This window comes from Tabrizicola fusiformis (assembly GCF_013328815.1).
Taxonomy (GTDB): domain Bacteria; phylum Pseudomonadota; class Alphaproteobacteria; order Rhodobacterales; family Rhodobacteraceae; genus Fuscibacter.
Map to the genome: position 1 here is coordinate 199,495 of NZ_JABUHN010000007.1, position 19,294 is coordinate 218,788.

The window sequence follows — 19,294 nt, forward strand, 5'->3', positions numbered from 1 at the left end:
CTGGTCAAACCAGAATTACCGGGATGCCGCAGATTCTGCGACGCAAGCCCAAAGGGAGGAACCATGCATCTTTCGACTCACAACTGGATGCGCGCCGAGCCGCTGGAAACCACGGTGCGCCGGATCAAGCAATACGGCTACGAATCCATCGAGATTTCGGGCGAGCCGACACAATACAACACTCGCGACACGCTCAAGCTGTTGAAAGACAACGGAATGCGCTGCTGGGGCGCCGTCACGCTGACCTTGGGGGAGCGCAATCTGGCCGCCAAGGATGAAGGTCAGCGTGCCCGTTCGGTCGATTATGTGAAATCGGTCATCACCATGGTTTCCGAGCTTGAGGGCGAGATCGTCACCCTTGTTCCGGCCACCGTCGGCAAGGTGACCCCCGATGCCACCCCCGAGGAAGAATGGAAATGGGTGGTCGATGCCACGCGCGAATGCTTCGCCCATTCGCAAAAGAAGGGGGTCCGCATTGCGGTCGAGCCGCTGAACAGGTTCGAGACCTATCTTTTCAACCGCTGCGCACAGGCTTTGGCGCTGGCCGATGCGGTGAGCCCGGAATGCGGCGTCTGTCTGGACGCCTATCACCTGAACATGGAAGAGACGAACATCTATGACGCGATCCGCCTTGCCGGAAAGCGGCTGTTCGATTTCCACGTCGCCGACAACAACCGCTTTGCGGCGGGGCTGGGGCATCTGGACTGGCCCAAGATCATCGGCACCCTGAAAGAGATCGGTTATGACGGCGCGGTGACCAATGAATTCGTGGCCCCGGTGGACCGCACCCCTGCCGCGCCCTATCCCGAGATGGTGGAAAGGAACCCGGTCGATATCTCGCCCGAGCAGTTGAAGTTCATTCAGGATCACGGGTCGAGCCTGCTGACCGAAGCCTTCTATGCCGACCAGATGCGCATCACGGCGGAAACCCTGCTGCCGCTGATCAAGTAAGCGCCGGATGGCCCTTCGGGGCCATCCCGCACCCGAAGGGAGGGGTATATGCGTATTAAGTCGGTTCAGGCCCGCTGGGTCCAGATCCCCATCGAGGCCGCGCGCCAGCATGTCAGCGATTTCGGCCGGTTGCAGACTTTTGACGCCGCCATTCTGCGGATCGAAACGGAATGCGGCATCGTCGGCTGGGGCGAGGGGAAGAATGCGGCGGGCAGTGCCGGCGATTATGCCGCGCTGGTGCATCTGCTGAACCGTGAATTCGGGCCGCGGCTGATCGGGCGCGATGCCAGCCAGATCACCCAGATCTGGGAAGACCTGTATAACGGCAGCCGGGCTGTCGCCTCGGCAGCGCGGGGGCATCCGCTGCCAGAGCTGGCGCGGCGCGGGCTGACGCTGGCGGCGATCAGCGCCATCGACATCGCGTTGTGGGACATTCGCGGCAAATCGCTGGATCAGCCGATCTGGGCGCTTCTGGGCGGGCGCAAGACCACGCATCTGCCCGCCTATGCCTCGGGCGGCTGGGCCGATGCGGCAGGCATTGGCGATCAGTTGCAATCCTATATCGACGAAGGCGGCTTTCGCGCGCTCAAGATGCGGGTCGGGTCGATGGACGGGCGGCCACAGGTTTCTGCAGCCCGCGTGCAGGCCGCGCGCAAAGCCATCGGCCCCGAGGTAGAGCTGATGGTGGACGCCCACGGCACCTATACCGTGGCCGAGGCCAAGCGTTTCGCCCATATGGTGGCCGATTGCGACCTTGCCTGGTTTGAAGAGCCGGTCAGCGCCGATGACCGCGCCGGTCTGGCCGAGTTCCGCGCCTTCAGCCACATTCCCGTGGCCATCGGCGAAAGCGAGTGCAGCCGCTTTGACTTTGCCGCGCTGGCCGCCGGGCGCTGCGCCGACATCTTCCAGCCCGACCCGGCCTTTTGCGGCGGCATTACCGAGGCGATGCGGATTGCCACCATCGCCTCGGCGTTCAACCTGCGGCTGGCCCCACATCTCTGGGCAGGCGCCCCCTGTTTCTTTGCAGGGTTGCATGTGCTGGCCGCCGCCCCTGCCGGTTTCATCGTCGAGTTCTCGCTGGGTGCCAATCCGATGATCCATGACCTCTCACGCGCCCCGGTGCGGGTGGTTGACGGCATGATCGCGGTGCCCGAGGCGCCGGGCCTCGGGCTTGACATCGACCCCGATATGATTGCGCGTTTCGTCAAGGACTGACCCAGCCGGAGCCCCCCATGCAGCAGGAGGATTTTCTTCCCGCCATCACCGCCCATCTGATCGAAGCGGCCCGCGCCAATGACGGCAAGGCGCCGTCCGAGCGTGATCTGGCCGAGAAGTTTCAGGTCTCGCGCGGGCTGGTGCGCGAGGCGCTGGCAATCCTCGAAGCGATGCAGGTGATCGAGCGGCGGGCGAAATCGGGCATCTATGTGAACGACGGCATCGGCGGCATCGAAGCGATGGCCTTTTTCGCCAGGATCGGCCTTCCCCTTGAAAACAGGCAGATTTTTGAGGCAGTAGAAGTGCGCAAGATCCATGAGATCAAGGCTGCGGAACTGGCTGCCTCGCGTGCCAATGACGAAAACTATGCGCGCCTGCGCGATGTCCTCGCCCGGTCCGAAGACAGGTTGCGTCAGGGCGAAGGGCTGGACAAGCTGGATCAGGAGTTTCATCTGGAGATCGTGCGGGCCACACAGAACACGGTTTTCCTGAACATCTGCACCTCGTTTTACGCCCTGAGCCATAACCGCCTTCAGGTCTATTTCCGCAGCCCCGAACGCAACCGGCGGTCGCATGAAGAGCATCAGCAGATCTTTGATGCCTTGCTGCGACGCGATGCCTCACTGGCTTCGGCGCTGATGGTGTCACACCTGCGCGGCGCGATGAGCTACTGGAGCGAAATCCTCGAACCGCCGCCGGCAGGCGCCTGAAATGGCCGGGCCGGTGATCTTTTCCACCCATCCGCTGCATCCCGAAGTGACCGCAGCGCTGCAGGCAATTGGCCCCTACCGCGTGGCCACGGCCCCGACACCCGCCGCGATCATCACCGAAAGCGCGGGGGCAGAGGTGATCGTGGTCCGCGCCCCGATCCCGCCCGAGGTGGTGCGGCGCGGGGCGGGGCTGAAAGCCCTTCTGCGCCACGGCGCCGGGCTGGACATGATCCCGGTCGAGGTGGCGACTGAGGCCGGGGTTCTGGTGACCAATGTCCCGGGCGCCAATGCCCTGACGGTGGCCGAGCATGTGATCTGGTCCGCCATGGCCCTGTTGCGGCGCTATCCGCAGGTGGACCGCGACCTGCGCCAAGGCGGCTGGGCCGCAGGGCGCAGCCATTCCGACCACGGGCGCGAAATTTCGGGCCGGGTGCTTGGCGTGCTGGGCATGGGCAATATCGGGAGAGCGCTGGCTGGAATGGCGCAGGGCGGTTTTGGCATGACGGTGATTGCCCATACCCGCAGCGGCAGCGGACTGCCCAAGGGGGTGGAGCATGTCGATCTGGAAACCCTTTTCGAAAAATCAGATGTCCTCGCCCTTTGTGCCCCCCTGACCGACCAGACGCGCGGGCTTGTCGATAGGGCGGCGCTGGCGCGGATGCGGTCCGGGGCCATTCTGGTCAATGTGGCACGCGGGCCGGTTGTGGTTGAAGAGGCGCTGATCGCCGCGCTCGCCTCGGGCCATCTGGGTGGGGCGGCGATTGATGTGTTCGACACCCAGCCGCTGCCGCCCGATCATCCGTTCCTGTCGCTGCCCAATGTCATTCTGACCCCGCATATGGCCGGGATCACCGAGGAAAGCATGTTGCGCATGGGCATGGGCGTGGTGGAAGAGGCCCGCCGCATCGCGGCGGGCACCCTGCCCCTGCATCTCGTAAACCCCGGGGTTCTGCCGCGTTTCACCGCCCGCTTTGGCTGAGGCAACGCCTCAGCCAAGCGCCAGATTGACGCCGCTTGCGGGATCAAAGGTCAGCACCCGCTCGGGCTTCCAGCCGAACCGCACCACCTCGTCCCGCGCCACGCGGGTTCCGGCGGGCACGGTCACATGCAGCCGCGTGTCGCCCATGTCCATCGCCAGAATCTTGATGACACCCTGATCCTCGATATCGAAAACCCGTGCTTCGGCCGGGGCGCCGCCCGCCAGAACCACATTCTCGGGCCGCACGCCAAAGGTAACGGCCCGCGCGCCCAGAGCGGCGGCACTGACCGGCAGGCTGTAGCCGCCAATTTCTGCACCGCCTGCGCCCAGCCGCCCCTCGATCAGGTTCATCGGCGGGGAGCCGACCGAGCGGGCGACAAAGGTGTTCAGCGGGCGTTCGTAAATCTCGGAAGGCGTGCCGACCTGCACCAGACGGCCCGATTGCAGCACGCCGATCTTGTCGCCCATCGACATCGCTTCCACCTGATCATGGGTCACGAACAGAAAGGTCGCGCCCAGCTCGGCATGAAGTTTCTTCAACTCCACCCGCAGGGACTCCCGCAATTTGGCATCCAGCGCCGAAAGCGGCTCGTCCATCAGAAAGACCGAAGGTTGCCGCACGATGGCCCGCCCGATGGAAACCCGCTGCATCTCGCCGCCCGAAAGCCGTTCGACCTTGCGGTCAAGCAGATGGGTGATCTGAAGGGTCTTCGCTGCGCGATCTACCCGGCGGGCGATTTCCTCTTCGCTTTGCCGCCGCACCTTGGAGCGCAGCGGAAACTCAAGGTTCCCCCGCACGGTCAGCCGTGGGTAAAGCGAATATTGTTGCAGCACCAGTGCCACATCCCGCTCTGCCGCAGTCCAGCCGCCCACATCGCGGTTGCCGATGCTGACGCTGCCGGTGTCGGGCTTTTCCAGCCCGGCGATCACCCGCAGCGTGGTGGTCTTGCCCGCGCCGGTGCGGCCCAGAAGGACGAAGAACTCGCCATCCTCAACCACCAGATCCAGCCCTTTCAGCGCGCGCTGTGCGCCAAAGCTCTTGGTGATCCCGTTCAGTTCGATCCGCGCCATCAGGCCGTCCTCCGCAGCGCCATACCTGTTTCACCGTCAAAGAAATGCGCCCGTTCGGCATCAAGGCCGACCCACAGGCGTTGCCCCTGTCCGCGCACAAAGCCGGGTTCCGCCCGGGCGCGCAGCGTGGCGCCGCCAAGACGCACATCCACGATTTCATGCGAACCAAGCGGTTCAAGGTTGGTGGTTTCCGTCTCGACCATGCCTTCGCCGGGTTCATGGCTCAACCGGACCGCTTCGGGGCGGATGCCCAGCTTGACCGCGTTTTTCGGCAAATGCGCGATCAGCCCCGCAGGCATCGCCACACCGGCCCCCGCGCCAAAGGAGAGGCCGCCGTTTTCGACGCCGACATCGGCCACGTTCATCACCGGAGAGCCGACGAACTGCGCCACGAACAGGTTGGCGGGGCGGTTATACACCTCTTCCGGGGTGCCCACCTGTTGCAGCAGGCCGCCATGCATCACGACAATCCGGTCGGCCAGCGACATCGCCTCGATCTGGTCATGGGTCACATAAACCGAGGTGGAGGCGCGGGCGATGTGCAGCCGTTTGATTTCGGCGCGCATTTGTTCGCGCAATTTGGCATCCAGCGCGCCGATGGGCTCGTCCATCAAGAGCGCCTTGGGTCGCCGCACCAGCGCCCGACCAATCGCCACGCGCTGCATGTCGCCGCCCGACAGCGCCGAGGGCTTGCGGTTCAAAAGCCGCTCGATCCCCAGCACACGGGCCACTTCGCGCACCGCTGCCTCACGTTCGCTCTGGTTCATGCCGACGGCGCGCAGCGGGAAGGCGATGTTTTCGTAAACCGTCATATGCGGATAAAGCGAGAAGGACTGGAACACGAAGGCGATGTCGCGGTCCGCCGCCTTGAGATCCTGCACCTCGCGCCCGTCGATGCGGATGGTGCCCGAAGACACCGTTTCCAGCCCGGCAATGGCGCGCAGGGTGGTGGTCTTGCCGCAGCCGGACTGGCCCAGCATCACCACGAATTCCCCGTCTTCGATGGTCAGGTTGACGTTCTTCAGCACCTGAAAGGCGCCGAAATGTTTCTGGATGTCTGTCAGTTCAATCCGCGCCATCAGACCAGCTCTTCCTCTTCTTCTTCAGCGGCTTCCGGCTCGGGCGGGATGTGCGAGGTCACGAGGAACCCGACAAGGCCCAGCAGGATGATGGTCAGCCCGTAACGGTGCAGCACCTCGACCCAAGGCTGGCACAGGCAGATCAGTCCAAGGATCATGGTCCATTGCGCTGCCGGCTCGAACCACTTTGCATTCATCTGGCGAAAGGTCATTTGCGGATCGCTCCGAAGCTCATGCCGCGCAGGAGATGGTTGCGCAGAAGGAAGGTGAAGATCGCCACGGGCACAAGGAACAGGAAGGCACCCGAGGCAATAACGGTCCAGTCCGACAGCCCCGAACCGACCTGGCTGGGAATATAGGGCGGCGCGGTCTGGGCATTCTTCGAGGTCATCATCAGCGCGAACGCATATTCGTTCCAAGCGGTGATGAAGCAGAAGACGGCAGTGGCGGCGATGCCGGTCAGGGCTTCGGGCAGCACGATCTTGAAGAAGGCTTCCATGCGGGTATAGCCATCGACCAGAGCCGCCTCTTCATATTCGCGCGGAATCTCGTCGATAAACCCCTTCATGATCCAGACCGCGAAGGACAGGTTGAAGGCGGTATAAAGGATGATCAGCCCGATATGGGTATCATGCAGCCCCACCGCCCGATACATCAGGAACATCGGAATGGCGACCACCACGGGCGGCAGCATCCGGGTGGAGAGGATGAAGAACAACCAGTCCTGCTCCCCCGGCACCCGGAAGCGTGAGAAGCCATAGGCCGTCAGCGTGCCCATCGACACCGCAAGGAAGGTCGAGATGATCGAGACGATCAGCGAATTCATATAGCGGTTGCCGAAACCGGAGGAGGTGGGTTCGTTTGTCTTCTTGTTGCGCACCACCTGTTCGCCGCCGTCATAGATCAGCTTTTCCCACCAGGGCGCGGCCTCATACACTTCGGGCGCGACCGGCTCGCGCAACTGGCTGCGCTTGGTGAACAGCTTGGCGAACGGAGCCAGCGTGGGTTCGAAAACCACGGTGGGCGGGATGGTCGTCGCCAGATTGCGGGCTTTGAACGAGGTGGCGGCGATCCAGTAGATCGGCGTCAGCATGATGATCAGCGCCACCACCACGGCAAGGATGGCGCCCCGGTTGAACAGCATTTCGCCTTTGGTCTTGATCTCGGCCATGTCAGCGCGCCTTCGCCTTGTTCAGATACTTGACGTAGATGTTGGTGATGGCGACCACGACGATCAGCACAATATAGGCAAAGGCCGAAGACAGGCCGGTCTGCCATTCAAGGAAAGCCATCTTGTAAAGCCGGATGGCGATCAGTTCGGTCGTGGGCTGCGACGACAGGATATAGGCGTGGTCGAAGGTCTTGAACGCCTCCATCGTGCGGAAAATGATGGCGATCATCAGGATCGGCGCCACCAGCGGCAGGGTGATGCGGAAGAAGGTGTAGAAGGGTCCGGCACGGTCAATCTCGGCCGCTTCATACAGGTGCTTCGGCACGGCCGAGAGACCGGCGAGCGACAAGAGCATCACGAAGGGCGACCACATCCAGATATCGACCATGGCCACGGCCCAGAGCGCCATCTGCGGATCCGCCAGCCATTCGAATTTCCCAAGGCCAAGGAAGTAGTTGATGATTCCGAATGACGGGTCATACAGCAGCTTCCAGAACAGGCCCACCACCGCCGGCGACAGCATCATCGGCAGCATCAAGAGCGTGGTGATCAGCCCCTTCAGCGCCATCGGCCGGTTCAGCAGCATGGCAAGACCAAAGCCGACAATCACCTGACCCGTGACCGAGATCACCACATATTTCGCGGTGATGGTGAAATTGCGCCAGATGAATGGGTCACTCAGCAACTCGCGGAAATTCGCCAGCCCCACCCAATTCGCCGGCGCCGTGGTTGAGGCGCGGTAATCGGTGAAGCCGGTATAAAGCGAGTAGATCAGCGGGAATACGTTGAAAACGATCAGGAATGTGATCGTGGGAATGATGAAGAGGTTGCGGATCGAAAGGTCTGACAGCCCGCGCGCCGCCGCGCGTGAATTGGGCTCCAGCCGGGTCATCACATCTGCCACGGGCGCGTTTCCTGATGCCTGATGAAAGTGCGGCGGGCGCAGGAGGCGCGCCCGCCGCCGGGAGCCGGTCGGGATTTACTTGATCCGACCGTATTTCTTGAACGTCTCGGTCCAGTCATTGGCCAGAGCATCAAGCACTTCTTTCGCCGTGCCTTCACCGCCCACCACGAAGGGATAGATCCGCTGGTTCGCCGCCGTCAGCAGCTCGGCATATTCCGGCACCGCCCAGAAGTCCTTGACCTTGAACATCGTCTGGAAGAACGCCTCGTTATACGGGGTTGCCTTGCGGAACTCTTCGCTTTCCAGCGTCTTGGCATGGGCGGTATAGCCACCCAGCTCGGCCCAACGTTTCTGCACGTCGTCACGGATGAACCATTCGAGGAACTTGAACGCCTCTTCCTGGTTTTCCGAATAGGACACGATGGAAATGCCCTGCCCGCCCAAAGCCGCGAACTGATCACCATCCGGTCCGGCCGGGTTGGCGAAGAAGCCGGTGTTGGCCGCGTTGGGGTTGGTTGCCGGGTTCACCAGTGCCGGGAAGAAGGCGAAGTAGTTCATCGACATCGCAGCGAGGTTTTCGGTGATCGCCTGGTTGTTCTCGACGAAGAAGGTCTTGGACCAGCCGGGCGGGGTAAAGCCGTAAAGCTTGCGATAGGCGTCCAGCGCCGCCACCGCCTTGTCCGAGTTCAGGATGCCGTCAACCTGATAGGTCGAAGGGTCGCCCAGTTCGGCCCCGTAAGAGAAGAGCGCGTTTTCCACGCCCATCACCAGACCGTCATAGGAGTTGTCGGTATAGATGGCCACGCCATAGCGGTTCTGGTCGGGCCGGTGGAAGAACTCGGCAATGTCGAGAAGCTGCGCCCAGGTGGTGGGCGGCGCAAGGTCATAGCCATATTTGGCCTTGAACGCCTCCATCTCGGCCGGATCTTCGAACCAGTCCTTGCGATAGGCCCAGCCCACGGCGTCGCCCTCGGCGGGGATGGCCCAGTATTTGCCGGAGTTTCCGGGGTATTCGGCATAGTATTTGACCGTGGCCGGAGCCATGACCTCACCCAGATTGTGCTTCTGGAAGAATTCGGTCAGGTCCACATAATGCCCGCCTTCCGAGGCGGCACCCAGCCACTGGCTGTCGCCGACGATCATGTCATAGGCGGATCCGCGGGCGTTGAATTCGGTGAAAGCCTTGGTCTGGAAATCCTGCCAGGGCGTGGTTTCGACCGTGACGGTCACGCCCGTCTCGGCTTCATACTCGTTCACCAGCTCTTGCAGATAGTTGGCCGGATCCCACTCGGCCCAGAAGATCGTCAGTTCTTGCGAATAGGCCGCGGGCGCGGACAGCGCAATGACGGCGGCGCCGGCCATAAGCCGACAGACTTGTCTGTGCATCAGTTCTCCTCCCGTTACATGATCGGCGGCACCTGGTTCGGGATCGTTGCTGTCGTCCCCTCCACTTGCGTGGTTCCCGGCAATTTCCTTCCGCTCTTCCAAATTGGTATTACCAGATGTGACAATCTGTCAAGAAGTGGTTTAAGGTGAAAAACAGGAATCACCGACAGTAACAGCGATGAAAATGCCCGAAATCTGGAAATACTTGCAGGAAATCATCGCTGAACCGGCATTTTGGGCGCAGCTGCACCATTCATGTGGGGAACGGCGGCGCCCAAATCTGGCCCTACCAGATTCAGCTTTGCCGCTTTTCCACCAAAGCCGTGCGGTGCTGCGCTGCAGCCAGAATCGCCTGCGCGGCCTCCAGCGCCACCTCCTGCGCGGCGGCAAGATCAAGACCCCAGATGTCCTTCAGCACCACCATCGCCTCGGTTCCGAAGGTCAACGACAGCGCCATGACCAGCCGGTTCTGCTCATCCGCCGGAAGCCCCAGTCCATCAACCGCTGCGGCCAGCAGATTGCGCCGGTGGCCGCGGCCCAGCGAGCCATCCTGCGGACCGGCTTCGTCCGGTTCCATCGACTGACGCAGGGCGGCGCGGAAGGTGGCCTCATGCTCGAACAGACGCGGATAGGTGGCACGATACAGCGCCTCCAGCCGTGCCGCAGCATCGCCGCCGGTGACCGGACGGTCCAGAATTGGCCCCAGCGCCTTGGCCACCACGGCACGCAGCATGTCGCCCCGTGTCGGGAAATAGCGATAGGCGGTGGACCGCGAAACGCCCGCGACCTCGGCCACTTCACTGACCGAGGGCGACAGGCCCTGCCGCATCATCGTGCTGGCCGTAGCCACCATCAGGGCGCGCGTGCGGGCGGCAGCGCCCTTGGGTGGCGCCTCCTCTGCGATTTCGACTCGTTGACCCGGAACTTGCATCCCAATATGATACTACAGTCCCATTTTTGGTCAAGCAGGACCGGACAGACAGGGGGGAAAGGGTGATGCGCCGCATTCTTGTCGCCGGAACGGCCGACACCAAGGGCGAGGAACTGGCTTGGCTGCGCGATTTGCTGCGCGCCGGGGGGTTTGCCGCCGAAATCGTCGATCTGGGCACGCGGGCGCCCGGCATTCACCCCGATGTCGCGGCAACCGAGGTTGCCGCCTGCCACCCCGAGGGCGCCGGTTTTCTGCGCAGCGAAGACCGCGGCATTGCGGTTGCAGCGATGGGCGCAGCCTTTGCCAATTGGTGCCGCCAGCACGCCACCGAGATCGCCGGGGTGATCGCGGCGGGCGGCGGTGGCGGCACCTCGATCGCCTGCGCGGGGCTGCGGGAACTGCCCTATGGCGTGCCCAAGCTGATGGTCTCGACCCTCGCTTCGGGGGATACCGCGCCCTATGTCGGCATATCCGATATCGTGATGATGCCCGCCGTCACCGACATCGCGGGACTGAACCGCCTGAGCCGCGTGATCCTGTCGAACGCGGCCCATGCCCTGATCGGGATGGTCAGGGCGCCGGAACCGGCAGTCAGCGACGACAAGCCTGCCATCGGGCTGACGATGTTCGGCGTCACCACCCCCTGCGTGACCGCCATCGCCGAAACCCTGCGCAGCCGATACGATTGCCTTGTGTTCCACGCCACCGGCACCGGCGGGCGGGCGATGGAACGCCTTCTGGACCAGCGCCTGCTGTCCGGCCTGATCGACATCACCACCACAGAGATTGCCGATCTTTTGTTCGGCGGTGTGCTGCCTGCCCTGCCCGACCGGCTGGACGTTGTGGCACGCACCGGCGCGCCCTGGGTGGGGTCGGTCGGCGCTTTGGACATGGTGAACTTCTGGGCGCCCGCGACCGTGCCCGCGCGCTACCGCGACCGGCTTTTTCACCACCACAACCCGAATGTGACGCTGATGCGCACCAACCCGGAGGAAAACGCCGCGATGGGCCACTGGATCGCGGACAAGCTGAACGCCTGCCCCGGGCCGGTGCGCCTTCTGATCCCCGAGCTGGGGATTTCGGCTCTGGATGCCGAAGGCGGCGCCTTCTGGTGGCCCGAAGCGGATGCTGCCCTATTCGCCGCCCTGCGCAATCACATCGCCGACCCGGCGCGGCTGATCACTCTGCCCTGCCACATCAACGACCCGGCCTTTGCCGCCGCCGCCGCAACCACCTTCCTTGACCTGATGGAGCCGTGATGCCCGCAATTCCGCGCCAGACCCTGCTCGACCGTTTCCGCGCCATGATCGCCGAAGGCCGCCCGATCATCGGCGGCGGTGCCGGCACCGGCCTTTCCGCCAAATCAGAGGAGGCGGGCGGGATCGACCTGATCATCATCTACAACTCGGGCCGCTACCGCATGGCAGGGCGCGGCTCGGCTGCGGGGCTGTTAGCCTATGGTAATGCCAATGAGATCGTCAAGGAAATGGCGGTCGAGGTGTTGCCGGTGGTGAAACACACCCCGGTTCTGGCCGGGGTAAACGGGACCGATCCCTTCATCCTGATGCCGCAGTTTCTGGCGGAACTGAAATACATGGGCTTTTCCGGGGTGCAGAACTTTCCGACCGTCGGCCTGTTCGACGGTGCCATGCGGCAAAGCTTCGAGGAAACCGGCATGGGTTTCGGCCTTGAGGTGGAGATGATTGCGCAGGCGCATGGGCTTGACCTGCTGACCACGCCCTATGTCTTCAACCCCGACGAAGCGGCGGCGATGACCCGCGCCGGTGCCGATATCATCGTCGCCCATATGGGGGTAACCACCGGCGGCACCATCGGCGCCACTTCGGCCAAGACGCTGGACCAATGCGTGACCGAGATTGACGCGATTTCCGCCGCCGCGCGCCGCGTGCGCCCGGATGTGATCGTGCTGTGCCATGGCGGGCCGATCTCGATGCCCGAGGATGCCGCCTATGTGCTGGCGCGGGCCGACCGGCTGCATGGCTTTTACGGTGCGTCGTCGGCGGAACGCCTGCCTGCCGAACGCGCCATCGCCGACCAGATCCGCGCCTTCAAGGCGATGCCCCTCCTGCGCCCGTGAAAGGACAGACCATGAGTGATGTGAAATCCCTTTTCAGATACCCCGGCGATGTGGATGCCTATGGCTTTGACTGGGGCCAGCTTTCGGTGGTTCTGGGCCCCAAGGTGAATGGCGCCGAGCGGTTTTCGGCGGCCGTGGTGACGGTGCCGCCCGGTCAGGGCCACAGCCGCCACAACCACCCCGGGGCCGAAGAGATCATCTATATCCTGCAAGGCGAAGGTCAACAGATGGTCGAGGATGAGGCTGGCCAGCCCCATACCGAAACCGTCCGCCCCGGTTGCTGCGTCTATATCCCTGAAAGCCGCTATCATTCGACGCTGAACACCGGCAGCGGCGACATGCAGATTTTCGTGGTCTATTCCCCCGCCGGCCCCGAAGAGGCGCTGCGCGACCTGCCCGACTTCCGCCTGATCCCGAAGGAAAGCGCGACATGACCGACCTGCCCTACAGCTTTGCCCGACTGGATGATCTGATGGAGGCGGCGGGCATCGACGTGCTGCTCGTCACCTCCAAGCACAATGTGCAGTATCTTCTGGGCGGTTACCGCTTCATCTTCTTTTCGGCGATGGATGCGATCGGCCACAGCCGCTATCTGCCGGTGCTGGCCTATATGCGCGGGGCGCCCGAGCGCACGGGTTACATCGCCAACAAGATGGAGGCGGGCGAACATGCCAACCATCCGTTCTGGCCACCGCATTTTCGGCCGATGTCCTGGGGTGCCGTCGATGCGATGACCGAGGCGGTTGCCCATCTGCGCAGCCATGGCCCCGCCGTGCCCCGGATCGGGGTAGAGCCGTCGTTTCTGCCGATGAATGCAGCGCGGGTGCTGGAAGGCGCCTTTCCCGACACGCCATTGGTTGATGCCACCAGGTTGCTGGAACGGTTGCGTGCCGTCAAATCGCCTGCCGAACTGGCGCTGATGCGTCGGGCGTCCGAAGCGATTACTGATGCGATGCAGGCGACCATCGCCGCCGCCGATGCCGGGTGGAGCAAGACCGCCATCATCGAACGCCTGCGCCAAGAGGAGACCGTGCGGGGCCTGCAATTTGAATATTGCCTGCTGACGCTCGGCGCCTCGCACAACCGCGCGGCTTCGGATCAGGTCTGGGCACCGGGCGAGGTGCTGTCGATCGACTCGGGCGGCAACCTGCAGGGCTATATCGGCGACATCTGCCGGATGGGTTTCCTTGGCGAACCCGATGCCGAACTGGTTGACCTGCTGGGCGAGGTCGAAACCGTGCAGCAAGCGGCCTTTGCACAGGTCCGCGCCGGGGCCGCGGGGGGCGATCTGATTGCGGCGGGCGAGGCGATGCTGGCCCGCCAGCCCAGCCGCGCCTGCACCGATTTCTTTGCCCATGGCATGGGGGTGATCACCCATGAAGCGCCCTTCCTGATGACCAACCATCCCGTGGCCTATGAAGGCATTGACGCCGATCAGCCGTTGCAGGCGGGCATGGTGCTGTCCATCGAGACCACGATGCTGCACCCCCGCCGGGGGTTCATCAAGCTGGAGGACACGCTGGCGGTGACCGAAACCGGCTATGAGATGTTCGGCACCGCCGGGCGCGGCTGGAACCGGGGCGGGCAATAGGCCCCGGTTGCCGGTTTCAGAAACGGTCCAGCGGCCAGAACGGGCGCGGCAGGCGAGTATAGGGGCGCAGATGCGCCTGCGGCGTGGCCAGCGCGCCGCTGTCGCAGACGATGACCTTCCCCGCCACCGGCTCGAATGCGGCGCGGAAATGCTGCATCGACTTCACGACCAGAAAGCGCAGGTTCGCAGGTTCGATCCCGAAGGTGCGCACCTGTTGCAGGTCAAGCATCTGGCCCGGGATCGTCACCACCAGCACGTCGATCCCGCCGCTGCGGAACACCGCCGTCGGCCCGAAACTGTGGGTGATGCCGCCAAGGATCGGCCCGTCGCCGGTGAAGCTGCCGTCCGACAGATGCACCACCTGCCCGGTGAGCCGCAGCGGACCGCCGCCGAAATTGGCATCCTGCTTGCCGCCGATGTCCAGCGTCACGGTATCGCCGACCCGGTGGCGATGCAGGACTGCCGCCGCCTCGGGGTCGATCATCGGGGCAAAACCGCCGCCGGTCGCACCCGCCTCCAGCAGCGCCGCCAGCAGCGCCGTCGCATCGCCATAGGCCCCGGCACCCGGGTTGTCGGCATAATCGGCAATCACCAGCGGCCCATGCGAAGCGTCAAAATCGCGGGCGATTGCCGCAGCGGCGGCAGGGGTCAGGAAATCGTTGGAAACGCTGTCGCGCTGCTCCCAGATCGTATCGGCCAGCCCCTCGGCAATCGCCCGCGCTCGCGCGCTGGCTCCGGGGTGATCGGCGTCATAGGTGACCAGAACCGTCGGCCCCGCCTCGGCCACATCCGCCTCGGCAAAGGCGGCGTTGATCGACACGGCCATGATCCCCGGCTCATCCTCATGCGCGCGGGCACGGGCGTAAAGGGCGGCTGTTTGCGGAACGTCGGTGCGCCCGGCATTCGCCTCGTCCAGCATGGGGCGATGGGCGCGCAGCGTCACCGGACGCGCCGCCTTGCGCATTGCCGCATCCAGCAGGCGGCCCGCGTGGCGGCCCGTCTCGCGCATATCGACATGCGGATAGGTCTTGTAGCTGACGAAGACCTGCGCCTGCGCCACCATCGCGGGCGTCGCAATCGCGTGCAGGTCCAGCGTCACCGCAATCGGCATCTCCGGCCCGACAATGGCCCGCAGCCGCGCCAGAAGCTCGCCCTCGCCATCCTCGCAGAAGGCGGGCACCATGGCGCCATGCAGGCCCAGCAGAATGCCGTCCAGCGTGTCGCGGTGCTGGCGGGCGGCATCGCAGATCACACCGGCTATATGGTCAAACGCCGCGCGCGACACCCGCGCGCCGGGCGTGGCGTGGGCGGAAATCGTATGGGTGATCTTCCAGCCCGCCGCCCGCCCGGCATCCAGAAAGCCGGCGAGTTCCGCATTCACATCGCCGAACCGATCGACCGCCGCCGCCCCCAGATCGAGCGCGGAATCGCGGAAATCGTCCAGCCCGGTCTCCCCCTTCTTGAAGGTGTTGCTTTCGTGGACGAATTCGGCAGTCAGAACGTGGAAGGCCATGGGCTCTCTCATATCGGGTGGAAACAGGCGACCGGGTGTTCGGCGGTCTCAAGTGCGGGTCGCTCGGTCCGGCAACGGTCCGAGGCACGCGGGCAGCGCCCGGCAAAGGCGCAGCCGGGTGGCAGGCTGAACGGGCTGGGGATTTCGCCCGCAAGCGGTGCGATGGCGCGACGGCGGGACGGATCGGGCGACAGGTTCGACTGCATCAGTGCCTGCGTATAGGGATGGCGCGGCGCGGCATCGGGGCGCGGCAGAACCTCGACCACGGCACCCAGATACATCACCACGATCCGGTCACAGAAATAACGCACCAACCCAAGGTCATGGCTGATGAACAGATAGGTCAGCCCCAGCCGGTCGCGCAGGCCAGACAGCAGTTCGATGATCTGCGCCTGAATCGACACGTCGAGCGAGGCGGTCGGTTCATCCAGCACGATGAAATCGGGGCGCAGGGCAAGGGCGCGGGCGATGCCAACGCGCTGACGCTGCCCGCCTGAAAGCTGATGCGGATGGCTGGCGGCAACCGAGGCGGGCAGGCCGACATCGGCAAGCATGGCCTCTGCCGCGCCCTTGTCCATTGGGCGGCGCTGCACCACGAACGGCTCGGCCAGCACATCGGCCACGGTATAGCGCGGATCGAGCGACGAGTAGGGGTCTTGGAATACCATCGCCATCCGCCGCCGCGCGGCGCGCAGGGCGGCACGGGGCAGCGCCGTCAGGTCGGTGCCGTCCAGCAGAATTTGCCCCGAGGTCGGCTCGATCAGGCGCAGCACCAGCCGGGCAAGGGTTGACTTGCCGCAGCCGCTTTCGCCGACCACGCCCACCACTTCGCCCCGAGCGATGGCAAGGTCCACCGCGCGCACCGCCGTCATGCTGCGGGCGGGCGTGAACCAACCGCCGCCGGTCTCGAACCGCCGGGTCAGCGCGCGAAGCTGGATCAGCGGCTGGGTCATGGCGCCCCCGGTTCGGCATGGTGACAGGCGACAAGGCCGCCATCGGGCAAGGCCGACAGGGCGGGAACCGTGGCGCGGCAGGTGGCATCGGCCCGGGCACAGCGCGGATGGAACCGGCAACCGGCCGGATAGGCCGCCGCCGAAGGCACCGCGCCCGGAATGCCGTGCAGGCTGCCCCGCGCCATGCCCTCACGCGGGATGCACAGCGTCAGGGCGCGGGTATAGGGATGGGCCGGGGCGGCAAAGATCGGACCCACCGCCCGCTCTTCCGCCAGCCGCCCGGCATAGAGAACCGCAACCCGGTCACAAAGCTGCGCCACCACCCCCATGTCATGGGTGATCAGCATGAGCGCCAGCCCCCGGTCGCGCACCAGCCCGGCAAGGATTTGCAGAATCTGCGCCTGCACCGTGACATCCAGCGCGGTCGTCGGTTCATCGGCGATGATCAGGTCCGGGTCTCCGGCCAGCGCCATGGCGATGACGATGCGCTGCTTCATGCCGCCCGAAAGCTGATGCGGCCAGGCTTCGGCGACTGCCGCCGCCTCGGGGATACGAAGCTGCGCCATCAGGTCCAGCGTGCGCGCCCGCGCCGCCGCCTTGTCCAGCCCCAGATGCAGCCGCGACACCACGTCGATCTGCGCGCCGATCCGCTGCACCGGGTCCAGCGCGGTCATCGGGTTTTGCGTGACAAAACCGATGCGCCGCCCGCGCAGATGCCGCCGCCCCGCCTCGCCCAGCGTGGACAGATCGGTGCCGTCAAAGCGCACCTCACCCGCCGTGACCCGCCCGCCGATCAGCGGCAAAAGCCCCATCGCCGCCATCGCCGTCAGCGACTTGCCCGAGCCGCTTTCACCGACCAGCCCCAGAATCTGCCCCCGGTCCAACGCCAGGTCGATCCCTTCCAGCAGGTGCGCCTTGCCGATGGCCACCGAAACGCCGGACAGTTGCAACAGCGCGCTCATGCCGCCCTCCGCATCCGGGCGCGGATGTCGAGTTCGGCAATCAGCGCGTCTCCGAACAGGTTGATCGCCACGACGGTTATCGCCACCGCAAGGCCGGGGAACAGGATGATCCACGGCGCCTTGAACACCAGCGCCGACCCCGCCGACATCATCGCACCCCAGCTTGGCGTCGGCGGCTGCGCGCCAAGGCCGAAAAAGCCAAGCGTCGCCTCAAGGATAATCGCATCGCCGGTGGCCAGCATCGCCGAAACCAGCACCGGCGCCAGCGCATTGGGCAGAAGGTGGCGGAACAGGATATGCGCATTGCCCGCGCCAAGGCTGCGCGCCGCCTCGATGAAAGTTTCGCCCTTCAGCATCATGATCTGCGCCCGGGTCAGCCGGGTGAATTGCGCGAGGTAAGCCACGCCGATGGCCGCCATGGTGCCCGTGGTGCCCGGCCCGATGATGGCCACAAGGATCAGCGCGATCAGGATTTCGGGGAAGGACCATGTCAGGTCCACCACCACCGTCACCGCCCGGTCGAACCGCCCGCCGAACCAGCCTGCCGCCGCCCCCAGCACCATGCCGCACAGCACCGAAATGCCGATGGCGATGCTGCTGACCGAAAGAGAGGTGCGCGCGCCGTGGAAGAGCCGCGTCAGCAGATCACGCCCGAACTCGTCGGTGCCCAGCCAATGCGCGGGGGAAGGCGGCTGATACGCCTCTTTCAGCGCCTGAATGTCATAGTCATACGGCGTCAGCCAAGCCGCGAAGACGGCGACGAAGATCATGGCCAGCAACCAGCCCCCGGCAATCGCCCCCATGGGCCTGCGAAAGGCGCGCAGAACCGCCCTCATGCCAGCGCCGCCCGCACGCGCGGGTCCATCGCGGCCTGCAAGAGGTCGCCCAGAAGGGTGCCCAGCATCACCGCCATGGCCAGCATCAGCAAACAAGCCTGCACCACCGGATAATCATGCTGGCTCAGGGATTTGATCAGCAGCGTGCCAAGGCCCGGCCGCGCAAAGACCACCTCGACCGTGACCGCCCCGCCCAGAATCCAGCCGATCCGCAGCGCCAGAATGGTTACCACCGGGATCAGCGCGTGCCGCAGCACATGGCGCAACTGGATACGCAGGGGTGAAAGACCCTTGGCGTGCAGCAGCATCACGAAATCCTTGCCCGCCGCCTCTATCATCGCCACCCGCGTGATCCGCGCGACAAGTGCCGTGCCGCCCAGCCCGATGGTCAGCACCGGCAGCACCAGCGCCGTCCAGCTTCGGGCGCCGGACACTGGAAACCAGCCCAGCCAGACCGAAAACACCAGCATCAGGATCAGCCCCAGCCAGAAACTCGGCATGGTAGAGCCCAAGAGAACCCCGCCCATGATCGCTCGATCAGGCCAGCGGTCACGGTTCAGCGCCGCCACCACGCCCAGCCCGATCCCCATGACCGAGGAAAACAAGAGTGCCAGCCCCCCCAGCCGCAGCGAATGCGGCAGGGCCTGCGCAATCATGTCCAGCACCGGACGCCGCGCCACGATGGCCGTGCCCAGATCGCCGGTCAGCACCTTGCCCAGCCAGATCGCATATTGCACCGGCAGGGGGCGGTCCAAACCATAGCGCGCCTCCATTTCGGCCCGGGCGGCGGGGGAAGATCCGACCTTCAACAGGTTGTCGATCGGATCGCCCGGGATGAAATGCAGGATCAGGAAGATGATGACCGAGACCGCAAGGAACACCGGCACCAGCATCAGAACCCGTCTGATCAGATAGGAAATCATGCTGGCGCCCCCGAGGTCCCT

General features: G+C 64.6%; 20 protein-coding genes. 8 read left to right on the forward strand and 12 right to left on the reverse strand.

The window, feature by feature from the left end:
* Nucleotides 1-63: 63 nt before the first annotated feature.
* The 4 genes from HS053_RS13085 to HS053_RS13100 are packed head-to-tail and all read left to right on the forward strand — an operon-like array spanning nt 64 to nt 3,855.
* On the forward strand, nt 64-951 hold the full coding sequence (locus HS053_RS13085; RefSeq protein WP_174211690.1) for a sugar phosphate isomerase/epimerase family protein: 888 nt from the start codon (nt 64-66) through the stop codon (nt 949-951).
* Between the two features lie 48 nt (nt 952-999).
* On the forward strand, nt 1,000-2,166 hold the full coding sequence (locus HS053_RS13090) for a mandelate racemase/muconate lactonizing enzyme family protein (RefSeq protein ID WP_174211691.1): 1,167 nt from the start codon (nt 1,000-1,002) through the stop codon (nt 2,164-2,166).
* Nucleotides 2,167-2,183: 17 nt separating this feature from the next.
* A complete protein-coding gene (locus tag HS053_RS13095; protein WP_174211692.1) occupies nt 2,184-2,876 on the forward strand; it encodes a FadR/GntR family transcriptional regulator in 693 nt (230 codons plus the stop codon).
* A gap of 1 nt (nt 2,877) precedes the next feature.
* Nucleotides 2,878-3,855 carry an NAD(P)-dependent oxidoreductase gene (locus HS053_RS13100; protein WP_174211693.1) on the forward strand — a complete coding sequence of 326 codons (978 nt, stop codon included), beginning with the start codon at nt 2,878-2,880 and terminating at the stop codon, nt 3,853-3,855.
* A gap of 9 nt (nt 3,856-3,864) precedes the next feature.
* On the opposite strand, the gene HS053_RS13105 is transcribed toward HS053_RS13100, so the two are convergent.
* From HS053_RS13105 to HS053_RS13135, 7 genes are all read right to left on the reverse strand, one after another.
* Nucleotides 3,865-4,926: an ABC transporter ATP-binding protein gene (locus tag HS053_RS13105; protein WP_174211694.1), complete on the reverse strand. Its 1,062-nt coding sequence runs from the start codon at nt 4,924-4,926 to the stop codon at nt 3,865-3,867.
* Nucleotides 4,926-6,005, reverse strand: a complete 1,080-nt coding sequence (locus HS053_RS13110; protein WP_174211695.1) for an ABC transporter ATP-binding protein — start codon at nt 6,003-6,005, stop codon at nt 4,926-4,928. Before HS053_RS13110 ends, HS053_RS13105 begins: the two co-directional genes overlap by 1 nt.
* A complete protein-coding gene (locus HS053_RS13115; protein ID WP_174211696.1) occupies nt 6,005-6,217 on the reverse strand; it encodes a hypothetical protein in 213 nt (70 codons plus the stop codon). The genes HS053_RS13110 and HS053_RS13115 overlap by 1 nt, the downstream gene beginning before the upstream one ends.
* Complete coding sequence (locus HS053_RS13120) at nt 6,214-7,176, reverse strand: carbohydrate ABC transporter permease (RefSeq protein ID WP_174211697.1); 963 nt, start codon at nt 7,174-7,176, stop codon at nt 6,214-6,216. Before HS053_RS13120 ends, HS053_RS13115 begins: the two co-directional genes overlap by 4 nt.
* Nucleotide 7,177: 1 nt before the next feature.
* Nucleotides 7,178-8,080: an ABC transporter permease subunit gene (locus HS053_RS22525; RefSeq protein ID WP_206677604.1), complete on the reverse strand. Its 903-nt coding sequence runs from the start codon at nt 8,078-8,080 to the stop codon at nt 7,178-7,180.
* A 75-nt stretch (nt 8,081-8,155) separates the two neighbouring features.
* Complete coding sequence (locus HS053_RS13130) at nt 8,156-9,466, reverse strand: ABC transporter substrate-binding protein (RefSeq protein WP_174211698.1); 1,311 nt, start codon at nt 9,464-9,466, stop codon at nt 8,156-8,158.
* Nucleotides 9,467-9,761: 295 nt separating this feature from the next.
* Nucleotides 9,762-10,397, reverse strand: coding sequence for a TetR/AcrR family transcriptional regulator (locus HS053_RS13135; RefSeq protein WP_174211699.1), 636 nt, complete (start codon nt 10,395-10,397; stop codon nt 9,762-9,764).
* 65 nt (nt 10,398-10,462) lie between these two features.
* On the opposite strand from HS053_RS13135, the gene HS053_RS13140 reads away from it, so the two are divergent.
* From HS053_RS13140 to HS053_RS13155, 4 genes are read left to right on the forward strand one after another with little or no spacing between them, the layout of a single operon-like run.
* A complete protein-coding gene (locus HS053_RS13140; protein ID WP_174211700.1) occupies nt 10,463-11,656 on the forward strand; it encodes a Tm-1-like ATP-binding domain-containing protein in 1,194 nt (397 codons plus the stop codon).
* Entirely contained in the window at nt 11,656-12,495 is an 840-nt protein-coding gene (locus tag HS053_RS13145; RefSeq protein WP_174211701.1) for a phosphoenolpyruvate hydrolase family protein, read from the forward strand. Before HS053_RS13140 ends, HS053_RS13145 begins: the two co-directional genes overlap by 1 nt.
* A gap of 11 nt (nt 12,496-12,506) precedes the next feature.
* Nucleotides 12,507-12,929 (forward strand): cupin domain-containing protein, encoded by a 423-nt coding sequence (locus HS053_RS13150; protein WP_174211702.1) that lies wholly within the window; start codon nt 12,507-12,509, stop codon nt 12,927-12,929.
* Nucleotides 12,926-14,086 (forward strand): M24 family metallopeptidase, encoded by a 1,161-nt coding sequence (locus HS053_RS13155; RefSeq protein ID WP_174211703.1) that lies wholly within the window; start codon nt 12,926-12,928, stop codon nt 14,084-14,086. The genes HS053_RS13150 and HS053_RS13155 overlap by 4 nt, the downstream gene beginning before the upstream one ends.
* 16 nt (nt 14,087-14,102) lie before the next feature.
* Here HS053_RS13155 and HS053_RS13160 read toward each other — a convergent pair whose 3' ends face one another.
* The 5 genes from HS053_RS13160 to HS053_RS13180 are packed head-to-tail and all read right to left on the reverse strand — an operon-like array spanning nt 14,103 to nt 19,273.
* On the reverse strand, nt 14,103-15,599 hold the full coding sequence (locus HS053_RS13160) for a M81 family metallopeptidase (RefSeq protein ID WP_174211704.1): 1,497 nt from the start codon (nt 15,597-15,599) through the stop codon (nt 14,103-14,105).
* Nucleotides 15,600-15,607: 8 nt separating this feature from the next.
* Nucleotides 15,608-16,552, reverse strand: a complete 945-nt coding sequence (locus HS053_RS13165) for an ABC transporter ATP-binding protein (protein ID WP_174211705.1) — start codon at nt 16,550-16,552, stop codon at nt 15,608-15,610.
* Nucleotides 16,549-17,514: an ABC transporter ATP-binding protein gene (locus tag HS053_RS13170; protein WP_174211706.1), complete on the reverse strand. Its 966-nt coding sequence runs from the start codon at nt 17,512-17,514 to the stop codon at nt 16,549-16,551. Before HS053_RS13170 ends, HS053_RS13165 begins: the two co-directional genes overlap by 4 nt.
* Entirely contained in the window at nt 17,511-18,350 is an 840-nt protein-coding gene (locus tag HS053_RS13175; RefSeq protein WP_174211707.1) for an ABC transporter permease, read from the reverse strand. Before HS053_RS13175 ends, HS053_RS13170 begins: the two co-directional genes overlap by 4 nt.
* The gene (locus tag HS053_RS13180; RefSeq protein WP_174211708.1) at nt 18,347-19,273 is read right to left on the reverse strand and encodes an ABC transporter permease; all 927 of its coding nucleotides are present in this window, start codon (nt 19,271-19,273) and stop codon (nt 18,347-18,349) included. The genes HS053_RS13175 and HS053_RS13180 overlap by 4 nt, the downstream gene beginning before the upstream one ends.
* Nucleotides 19,274-19,294: the final 21 nt, after the last annotated feature.

What these genes read in the sequence shown, in the direction of transcription:
- HS053_RS13170 (WP_174211706.1), bottom strand. Translation starts at nt 17,514, where the DNA reads ATGAGCGCGCTGTTGCAACTGTCCGGCGTTTCGGTGGCCATCGGCAAG.
- HS053_RS13165 (WP_174211705.1), bottom strand. Translation starts at nt 16,552, where the DNA reads ATGACCCAGCCGCTGATCCAGCTTCGCGCGCTGACCCGGCGGTTCGAG.
- HS053_RS13090 (WP_174211691.1), top strand. Translation starts at nt 1,000, where the DNA reads ATGCGTATTAAGTCGGTTCAGGCCCGCTGGGTCCAGATCCCCATCGAG.
- HS053_RS13130 (WP_174211698.1), bottom strand. Translation starts at nt 9,466, where the DNA reads ATGCACAGACAAGTCTGTCGGCTTATGGCCGGCGCCGCCGTCATTGCG.
- HS053_RS13100 (WP_174211693.1), top strand. Translation starts at nt 2,878, where the DNA reads ATGGCCGGGCCGGTGATCTTTTCCACCCATCCGCTGCATCCCGAAGTG.
- HS053_RS13145 (WP_174211701.1), top strand. Translation starts at nt 11,656, where the DNA reads ATGCCCGCAATTCCGCGCCAGACCCTGCTCGACCGTTTCCGCGCCATG.
- HS053_RS13120 (WP_174211697.1), bottom strand. Translation starts at nt 7,176, where the DNA reads ATGGCCGAGATCAAGACCAAAGGCGAAATGCTGTTCAACCGGGGCGCC.
- HS053_RS13140 (WP_174211700.1), top strand. Translation starts at nt 10,463, where the DNA reads ATGCGCCGCATTCTTGTCGCCGGAACGGCCGACACCAAGGGCGAGGAA.
- HS053_RS13110 (WP_174211695.1), bottom strand. Translation starts at nt 6,005, where the DNA reads ATGGCGCGGATTGAACTGACAGACATCCAGAAACATTTCGGCGCCTTT.
- HS053_RS13180 (WP_174211708.1), bottom strand. Translation starts at nt 19,273, where the DNA reads ATGATTTCCTATCTGATCAGACGGGTTCTGATGCTGGTGCCGGTGTTC.
- HS053_RS13150 (WP_174211702.1), top strand. Translation starts at nt 12,507, where the DNA reads ATGAGTGATGTGAAATCCCTTTTCAGATACCCCGGCGATGTGGATGCC.
- HS053_RS13135 (WP_174211699.1), bottom strand. Translation starts at nt 10,397, where the DNA reads ATGCAAGTTCCGGGTCAACGAGTCGAAATCGCAGAGGAGGCGCCACCC.
- HS053_RS13155 (WP_174211703.1), top strand. Translation starts at nt 12,926, where the DNA reads ATGACCGACCTGCCCTACAGCTTTGCCCGACTGGATGATCTGATGGAG.
- HS053_RS13160 (WP_174211704.1), bottom strand. Translation starts at nt 15,599, where the DNA reads ATGGCCTTCCACGTTCTGACTGCCGAATTCGTCCACGAAAGCAACACC.
- HS053_RS13095 (WP_174211692.1), top strand. Translation starts at nt 2,184, where the DNA reads ATGCAGCAGGAGGATTTTCTTCCCGCCATCACCGCCCATCTGATCGAA.
- HS053_RS13115 (WP_174211696.1), bottom strand. Translation starts at nt 6,217, where the DNA reads ATGACCTTTCGCCAGATGAATGCAAAGTGGTTCGAGCCGGCAGCGCAA.
- HS053_RS13175 (WP_174211707.1), bottom strand. Translation starts at nt 18,350, where the DNA reads ATGAGGGCGGTTCTGCGCGCCTTTCGCAGGCCCATGGGGGCGATTGCC.
- HS053_RS13105 (WP_174211694.1), bottom strand. Translation starts at nt 4,926, where the DNA reads ATGGCGCGGATCGAACTGAACGGGATCACCAAGAGCTTTGGCGCACAG.
- HS053_RS13085 (WP_174211690.1), top strand. Translation starts at nt 64, where the DNA reads ATGCATCTTTCGACTCACAACTGGATGCGCGCCGAGCCGCTGGAAACC.